Annotated in this window: 8 protein-coding genes and 3 tRNA genes; all 11 read right to left on the reverse strand. The window is 36.1% G+C overall.

Translation table 11 applies throughout. The features are described from left to right. Nucleotides 1-25: 25 nt before the first annotated feature. Complete coding sequence (gene rpoB / locus CSW08_RS07170; RefSeq protein WP_106659235.1) at nucleotides 26-3838, reverse strand: DNA-directed RNA polymerase subunit beta; 3813 nt, start codon at nucleotides 3836-3838, stop codon at nucleotides 26-28. 124 nt (nucleotides 3839-3962) lie between these two features. Next, nucleotides 3963-4340, reverse strand: a complete 378-nt coding sequence (rplL, locus tag CSW08_RS07175; RefSeq protein WP_106659236.1) for a 50S ribosomal protein L7/L12 — start codon at nucleotides 4338-4340, stop codon at nucleotides 3963-3965. Nucleotides 4341-4405: 65 nt separating this feature from the next. Further along, the gene (gene rplJ / locus CSW08_RS07180) at nucleotides 4406-4927 is read right to left on the reverse strand and encodes a 50S ribosomal protein L10 (RefSeq protein ID WP_106659237.1); all 522 of its coding nucleotides are present in this window, start codon (nucleotides 4925-4927) and stop codon (nucleotides 4406-4408) included. 19 nt (nucleotides 4928-4946) lie between these two features. Continuing rightward, entirely contained in the window at nucleotides 4947-5636 is a 690-nt protein-coding gene (gene rplA / locus CSW08_RS07185; protein ID WP_106659238.1) for a 50S ribosomal protein L1, read from the reverse strand. Between the two features lie 20 nt (nucleotides 5637-5656). Then, nucleotides 5657-6094, reverse strand: a complete 438-nt coding sequence (gene rplK / locus CSW08_RS07190) for a 50S ribosomal protein L11 (RefSeq protein WP_100615475.1) — start codon at nucleotides 6092-6094, stop codon at nucleotides 5657-5659. A 73-nt stretch (nucleotides 6095-6167) separates the two neighbouring features. Continuing rightward, nucleotides 6168-6722: a transcription termination/antitermination protein NusG gene (gene nusG / locus CSW08_RS07195; RefSeq protein WP_106659243.1), complete on the reverse strand. Its 555-nt coding sequence runs from the start codon at nucleotides 6720-6722 to the stop codon at nucleotides 6168-6170. Nucleotides 6723-6732: 10 nt separating this feature from the next. Next, nucleotides 6733-6930: a preprotein translocase subunit SecE gene (gene secE / locus CSW08_RS07200; RefSeq protein ID WP_106659239.1), complete on the reverse strand. Its 198-nt coding sequence runs from the start codon at nucleotides 6928-6930 to the stop codon at nucleotides 6733-6735. 106 nt (nucleotides 6931-7036) lie between these two features. After that, a tRNA-Trp gene (locus tag CSW08_RS07205) sits at nucleotides 7037-7109 on the reverse strand. 66 nt (nucleotides 7110-7175) lie between these two features. Continuing rightward, nucleotides 7176-8363, reverse strand: coding sequence for an elongation factor Tu (gene tuf / locus CSW08_RS07210; protein WP_106659240.1), 1188 nt, complete (start codon nucleotides 8361-8363; stop codon nucleotides 7176-7178). Between the two features lie 66 nt (nucleotides 8364-8429). Next, nucleotides 8430-8501: transfer RNA gene (locus CSW08_RS07215), tRNA-Thr, on the reverse strand. Nucleotides 8502-8572: 71 nt separating this feature from the next. Then, nucleotides 8573-8645: transfer RNA gene (locus CSW08_RS07220), tRNA-Gly, on the reverse strand. Nucleotides 8646-8837 lie beyond the last annotated feature (192 nt).

The following is an 8837-nucleotide window of genomic DNA, read 5'->3' on the forward strand; positions in this document are numbered from 1 at the left end:
GATGTGGTCTGAATCATGCAATTCATTATTCCTCTAATCTAATGTCAAGGCCCAAACCTTTAAGTTCGTGCATTAATACATTAAATGATTCTGGTAATCCTGGTTCTGGCATTGGCTCACCTTTTACGATAGCTTCGTAAGTTTTGGCTCTACCAATAACGTCATCAGATTTTACAGTTAAAATTTCTCGCAGTGTAGCAGACGCTCCATAAGCTTCTAATGCCCATACCTCCATCTCACCAAAACGTTGACCACCAAATTGTGCTTTACCACCAAGAGGTTGTTGCGTGATTAATGAGTATGGTCCGATAGAACGTGCGTGCATTTTATCATCAACCATATGTCCTAATTTCAACATATAAATGACACCAACCGTTGCTGGTTGATCAAAACGTTCTCCGGTTCCACCATCATATAAGTAAGTATGGCCATATCTTGGGATACCAGCTTCATCAGTCAGTTCATTAATTTGGTCTATAGTAGCACCATCAAAAATTGGTGTTGCATAGGTACGACCTAATTTTTGACCAGCCCAACCAAGAACGGTTTCGTAAATCTGACCAATGTTCATACGAGATGGTACACCTAATGGATTTAATACGATATCAACAGGTGTTCCGTCTTCTAAGAAAGGCATATCCTCTGCTCTAACAATACGAGCCACAATACCTTTATTACCATGACGACCTGCCATTTTATCACCTACTTTAAGTTTACGCTTTTTAGCGATATACACTTTAGCAAGTTTAATGATACCAGCTGGCAACTCATCTCCTACAGAAATAGTAAACTTCTCACGTCTTAAAGACCCTTGTAAGTCGTTTTCTTTTATTTTATAGTTGTGTATTAAGTCGGCAACCAATTTGTTGGTATGGTCATCTGTAGTCCATTTTCCAGATACTAAATGCGCATAATCATCAACTGCATTTAACATTTTAAGTGTGAATTTTTTACCTTTTGGCAATACTTCTTCACCTAAATCATTAAAAATACCTTGAGATGTTTTACCATTAACAATGTTGAATAATTTGTCGATTAAAATCGTTTTTAAATCTTCAAACTTAGCATCATAAATAGCTTCTAAATGCGTAATATCATCTTTATCCTGTGCTCTCTTACGTTTATCCTTTACTGCACGAGAGAATAATTTTTTATCAATTACAACACCGTTTAATGATGGAGATGCTTTTAATGAGGCATCTTTCACATCACCTGCTTTGTCTCCAAAGATTGCTCTAAGTAATTTTTCCTCAGGAGTCGGATCGCTTTCTCCTTTAGGGGTAATTTTACCGATAAGAATGTCTCCAGGTTTCACTTCTGCACCAATGCGAATCATTCCATTTTCATCCAAATCTTTAGTCGCTTCTTCAGAAACGTTAGGAATATCATTAGTCAATTCTTCATTTCCTAATTTTGTATCTCTAACTTCTAAAGAATATTCATCAACGTGAATAGATGTAAATATATCTTCACGAACTACTTTTTCAGAAATTACAATCGCATCCTCGAAGTTATAACCTTTCCAAGGCATGAAGGCCACTTTCATGTTTCTACCTAATGCCAATTCTCCTTTTTGGGTTGCATAACCTTCACACAACACCTGACCTTTGATAACTTTATCACCTTTTACCACAATTGGTTTTAAGTTGATACTGGTTCCTTGATTGGTTTTTCTGAATTTTACTAACGGATATGTTTTAACATCACTATCAAAACTTACCGCAGCTTCATCATCAGTACGATCGTATTTAATTCTTATTTCATTGGCATCCACATAAAGTACTTCTCCACTTCCTTCTGCATTGATTAATACACGGGAATCTGAAGCGACTTGACGCTCTAAACCAGTTCCAACAATAGGTGCTTGAGGCAACAACAATGGTACGGCTTGACGCATCATGTTTGATCCCATCAACGCTCTATTCGCATCATCATGTTCCAAGAACGGAATTAAAGATGCCGATATGGACGAAATTTGGTTTGGTGCCACATCCGTAAAATGAAGATTAGCTGGATCAATTACCGGGAAATCACCTTCCATTCTAGCAATAACCTTTTCATGTAAAATCTTGCCATTTCCATCAACTTTAACAGTTGCTTGGGCAATCAATTTACCTTCTTCTTCTTCAGCACTTAAATAAACAGGTTCGTTTTTAATATCAACGGTACCATTTGTTACAGGGCGATAAGGTGTTTCAATGAATCCCATTGAATTGACTTTCGCAAAAACAGATAGTGATGAAATTAAACCAATGTTTGGTCCCTCAGGTGTTTCAATCGGACAAAGTCTTCCATAATGGGTATAGTGAACGTCACGTACCTCAAAACCTGCTCGTTCTCTTGATAAACCTCCTGGCCCTAGAGCTGATAAACGACGTTTGTGTGTAATCTCAGCTAATGGATTTGTTTGATCCATGAATTGAGATAATTGGTTTGTACCAAAGAATGAATTAATAACAGACGACAATGTCTTAGCATTAATTAAATCTATAGGTGTAAACACCTCATTATCACGAACGTTCATACGCTCACGGATGGTACGAGCCATACGCGCTAAACCAACACCAAATTGTTGTGATAATTGCTCACCAACCGTACGTACGCGACGGTTTGATAAGTGGTCAATATCATCAATCTCAGCTTTCGAGTTGATAAGCTCAATCAAATATTTTATGATGGTAATGATATCTTCTTTAGTAAGCACTTGCTTATCCATTCCAATATCAAGATTCAATTTTTTGTTCATTCTATAACGACCTACTTCACCCAAAGAGTAACGTTGGTCACTAAAGAATAATTTATCTATAATACCACGAGCGGTTTCCTCATCTGGTGGTTCTGCATTGCGCAATTGTCTATATATATGTTCAACAGCCTCTTTTTCAGAATTTGTTGGATCCTTTTGAAGCGTGTTATGTATAATGGCATAGTCACCTTGTTGCGCGCTTTCTTTGTGTAAAAGAATCGTTTTAACATCAGCTTCAATGATTTCTTCAATATTATCTTTATCTAAAACAGTATCACGATCAAGCACAATTTCATTACGCTCAATAGATACCACTTCGCCAGTATCTTCATCCACAAAATCCTCATGCCATGTATTAAGTACACGCGCAGCCAATTTTCTTCCTTGATATTTCTTTAATCCTGATTTAGAAACTTTAATTTCTTCAGCAAGATCAAAAATTTCAAGAATGTCTTTATCACGCTCAAAACCAATAGCTCTAAATAAGGTCGTTACAGGCAACTTTTTCTTTCTGTCAATGTAAGCATACATGACTTGGTTGATATCTGTAGCGAATTCAATCCAAGAACCTTTAAAAGGAATTACCCTAGCTGAATACAACTTAGTACCATTTGCATGGAAAGATTGACCAAAGAAAACACCAGGCGAACGGTGCAATTGAGATACTACAACACGTTCTGCACCATTGATAACAAAGGTACCACTTGGCGTCATGTAAGGTATCGTTCCTAAGTACACATCTTGAACAATGGTCTCGAAATCCTCATGTTCAGGGTCTGTACAGTATAACTTTAACCTTGCCTTTAACGGAACGCTATAAGTAAGACCTCTTTCTATACACTCCTCTATGGCATATCTTGGTGGGTCTACAAAGTAATCTAAAAATTCTAAAACAAATTGATTACGTGAATCAGTGATAGGAAAGTTTTCCATGAAGGTGTTATATAAACCTTCATCTCCTCTTTCTTCAGATTTAGTCTCTAATTGGAAAAAATCCTGGAAGGATTTTATCTGAATATCCAAGAAATCCGGGTATTCTGTTCTATTAACAATAGACGAGAAATTTAATCTTTCAGCTTGTGTTGATAACATCAATGGACGGAATTTTGATTAAAAAAATAATAGTGGGCGTATCTTGTGATTATATACGCAAAATGGTTTAGGTCTGGAAGCGTTAACTTCAGACCTAAACCTTGGTATTGTTTAGTTGTTAAGCTTATTTAAGCTCAACCTCTGCTCCAGCTTCTTCTAACGATGCTTTTAAGCCTTCTGCTTCATCTTTAGAAACACCCTCTTTAATTGGGCTTGGTGCATTATCTACTAATTCTTTAGCTTCTTTTAATCCTAAACCAGTTAATTCTTTAACTAATTTCACAACTGCTAATTTAGAAGCACCAGCTGCTTTAAGGATAACATTAAATTCAGTTTGAACCTCAGCTGCTTCATCACCACCAGCTGCAGGTCCAGCAGCAACTGCTACAGCAGCAGCAGCAGGCTCGATACCATACTCATCTTTTAATATAGTAGCTAACTCGTTTACTTCTTTTACTGTTAGGTTAACTAATTTTTCTGCGAAATCTTTTAAATCTGCCATTTTTCTATCGTTTTTAATAAATTTTTAATTTAATATAATTATAATATAGTGCGTACTATTTAATACTATCCTTCTTTTTCAGATAGTGTTTTTAAGATACCAGCTAATTTTCCACCACTTGATTTAAGTGCAGAAACAACATTTTTAGCAGGAGATTGTAATAATCCTATAATCTCACCTATCAACTCTTCTTTAGATTTGATATCTACTAGCATGTCTAGTTGGTTATCTCCAATATAAACCGATTCCTCAATAAATGCCCCTTTTAATAAAGGCTTATCTGATTTTTTACGGAAGGTTTTAATTAACTTAGCTGGGCCATTACCAGTTTCAGAATACATTACAGAGGTATTACCTTTTAAAACTGAAGGTAAGTCTCCAAACTCTCTATCTGAAGCTTCCATTGCTTTTGCAAGCAAGGTGTTTTTAACTACAGCTAATTTTATGTTCGCTTTAAAACAAGCCCGACGTAAATCTGATGTCGTACCTGCGTTTAATCCTGAAATATCTGCTATATAAATATTAGCATTGTTAGCTAGTTCTGCAGTTAAATCTTGAATTACTTGTGATTTTTCTTCTCTTGTCATAATAAAAGTTTTTAACTAATTAACCAACTTTAGGATCAACAGCAACACTAGGACTCATCGTACTAGATATATGAATACTTTTCACATAAGTACCTTTAGAAGCAGTTGGCTTAAGTTTTAATAATGTTTGAATTAATTCATTTGCATTTCCTGCAATTTTATCAGCTGTAAATGATGCTTTACCAATAGCAGCGTGTACAATACCGGTTTTATCAACTTTAAAGTCGATTTTACCAGCTTTTACTTCTGTTACGGCTTTAGCAATATCCATTGTTACTGTTCCTGTCTTTGGGTTTGGCATTAAGCCACGAGGGCCTAATATACGTCCTAACGGACCTAATTTACCCATAACGCTAGGCATGGTGATAATAACATCAACATCTGTCCAACCATTCTTGATTTTATCAAGATACTCGTCCAATCCAACATAATCAGCACCGGCTTCTATAGCTTCTGCTTCTTTATCTGGTGTTACTAATGCTAATACTTTCATGTCTTTACCAGTACCGTGTGGAAGCGATACAACACCTCTTACCATTTGGTTAGCTTTTCTTGGGTCTACACCCAAACGAACAGCTATATCTACTGATGCGTCAAACTTAGTATTTGTAATTTCTTTTACTAATACTGATGCTTCATCAAGAGAATAAAATTTCCCTTTTTCTATTTTTGCTAAAGCTTCTTTTTGCTTTCTTGTTAATCTTGCCATTTCTTAATGTCTTTAATAGATTAATACGGTGCGTTTCCGGTTACAGTTATACCCATAGACCTTGCAGTACCAGCAACCATTTTCATAGCAGAAACTAGAGTAAATGCATTTAAATCTACCATTTTATCTTCTGCTATCGTTTTGATTTGGTCCCACGAAACTTTAGCTACTTTTTTTCGGTTTGGTTCTCCTGAACCTTTTTTTAATTTGGCCGCTTCTAATAATTGTACCGCTGCAGGAGGAGTCTTGATTACAAAGTCAAATGATTTGTCTTTGTAAACAGAGATAGCAACTGGTAATACTTTACCAGGCTTATCTTGGGTTCTAGCATTAAATTGCTTACAGAATTCCATGATATTAACTCCAGCAGCTCCTAAAGCGGGTCCAACCGGTGGCGACGGATTCGCAGCACCTCCCCGAACTTGTAACTTAACTACTTTAAATAATTCTTTTGCCATTTTTAATAATTTAAGTCGATATACTTCTAAAATGGAAGCCTAGGAGTACATCATTTATATAGTGTAACAATTATTATACTTTTTCTACTTGCATAAAACTTAATTCCAATGGAGTTTTTCTTCCGAAAATTTTCACCATAACCTCAAGTTTACGCTTCTCTTCATTTATATTTTCAATGGTACCATCAAATCCATTGAATGGTCCGTCTATAACTTTAACGGTCTCACCTTTAGTGAATGGTATCATAACATTGGCGCTTTCATCAACAGACAATTCATCAACCTTGCCTAACATTCTGTTAACTTCAGATAATCTTAACGGCACTGGATCGCCTCCTTTAGTTTCACCTAAAAAACCTATTACATTGGTAACAGATCTAATAATATGAGGAATTTCGCCCGTTAAGTTTGCTTGAATCATTATATATCCTGGAAAATAAACTTTTTCTTTATTTATCTTTTTTCCATTTCGAATCTGAATCACCTTTTCAGTTGGTACCAGAACTTGATCAACATAATCTTGAAGACCTAATCGAGCAATTTCATTCTCTATATACGTCTTAATTTTGTTTTCTTGACCACTTACAGCCCTAACAACATACCATTTTTTCTCACCTGTTTCAGACATAAAATTTGTTTTATCCATTAATCCATTGAAAATAAAATGTTATGACTTTGCTAAACACGGTATCTACACCCCAAATAGCAAGTGAAAATATAATTGAAAATACAGCAACTAAAATGGTCAAACTTTGTGCTTCTGCCCATGTTGGCCAGGTTACATTGTTTTTTAGTTCTCCAAACGATTCTTTTATATAATTTATAAATCCAGCCATTCTATAATATTTATTTTTTAATGTTTTAAAATCAAATTAGGCCAATTTTCAAACACTTTTAAATCCAATCAAAAAAGTTACTTTCAATAGTAATCTTTTACTTTAGCACGGGTTGGGAGACTCGAACTCACGACACCTGGTTTTGGAGACCAGTGCTCTACCAACTGAGCTAAACCCGTAAATATAAGTCAAGGTATTCCGAAAAAACGGAATACCTTAGCTTACAGTATTTACTTAACTTATAATTAGTCTAAAATTTCAGTAACCTGACCTGCTCCTACTGTTCTACCACCTTCACGGATTGCAAAACGTAAACCTACGTTCATTGCAATTTTTTGGATAAGCTCTACAGTAATAGTAAGGTTGTCTCCTGGCATAACCATCTCTACTCCATCAGGAAGCATGATGTTTCCTGTTACGTCAGTTGTACGTACGTAGAACTGAGGACGGTAGTTGTTATGGAAAGGTGTGTGACGACCACCTTCTTCTTTTTTAAGGATATAAACCTCAGCTTTAAATTTAGCGTGTGGTGTTACAGAACCTGGTTTTACAATAACCATACCTCTAGAGATTTGAGATTTCTCAATACCTCTTAATAGGATACCTGCATTATCTCCAGCCTCACCTCTATCTAATATTTGACGGAACATCTCGATACCAGTGACAGTAGAAGTTAATTTCTCAGCTCCCATACCAATGATTTCAACTGGATCTCCAGTTTTAGCGATACCAGTTTCAATACGACCTGTAGCAACAGTACCACGACCAGTAATAGAGAATACGTCTTCGATAGGCATTAAGAAAGGCTTGTCAATTTCTCTTAATGGCTCTTCAATCCAAGTATCACAAGCTTCCATTAATTGCATTACTGTTTCAACCCATTTAGCTTCACCATTAAGTGCACCAAGAGCAGAACCTTGAATAATCGGACCATTATCTCCATCATATTGATAGAAAGATAATAAATCCCTGATTTCCATTTCAACTAACTCTAATAACTCTTCATCATCAACCATATCCACTTTATTCATGAATACAACCATACGAGGTATTCCTACTTGACGACCTAATAAGATATGCTCACGGGTTTGTGGCATAGGACCATCTGTAGCAGCAACTACTAAAATAGCACCATCCATTTGTGCAGCACCAGTAACCATGTTCTTTACGTAATCCGCGTGACCTGGACAGTCAACGTGAGCGTAGTGACGATTAGCTGTTGCATACTCTACGTGAGATGTATTGATTGTAATACCTCTTTCTTTTTCTTCTGGTGCGTTATCAATCTGATCGAATGATTTTGCTTCTGATAAACCTGCATCAGCTAATACTTTAGTAATAGCAGCAGTTAAAGTTGTTTTACCGTGATCTACGTGTCCAATTGTACCAATGTTTAAGTGTGGTTTTGAACGATCGAAAGTTGCCTTTGCCATGTTTTTAAATAATTTAAATCTTAGTTATATAATAATATTAGTGTAATCTATTTTTTGTCAATATAGAGCCAATGACGAGAATTGAACTCGTGACCTCTTCCTTACCAAGGAAACGCTCTACCCCTGAGCTACACCGGCGTTTCATTTACGATTTGCCGATTTTACATTTACGATTCGTAAATCGTATTTCGTAACTCGTAAATTTTTAGAGCGGGAGACCGGGTTCGAACCGGCGACATTCAGCTTGGAAGGCTGACGCTCTACCAACTGAGCTACTCCCGCAATTTTTATGAAATCTCCATAAAAAGAAATTCCAATTCACTTTTTTAAAGAACGTATAAAACCTTAGTTATTCCAATTTCTTAGATTAGAAAACCAAAGTTTAGATTCCTGCCATAGCAGAAATTTATTGTGGGGAGAGCAGGATTCGAACCTGCGAAGACGTAGTCAGCAGATTTACAGTCTGCCCTCGTT

The organism is Confluentibacter flavum, from assembly GCF_002843175.1.
Lineage (GTDB): Bacteria > Bacteroidota > Bacteroidia > Flavobacteriales > Flavobacteriaceae > Confluentibacter > Confluentibacter flavum.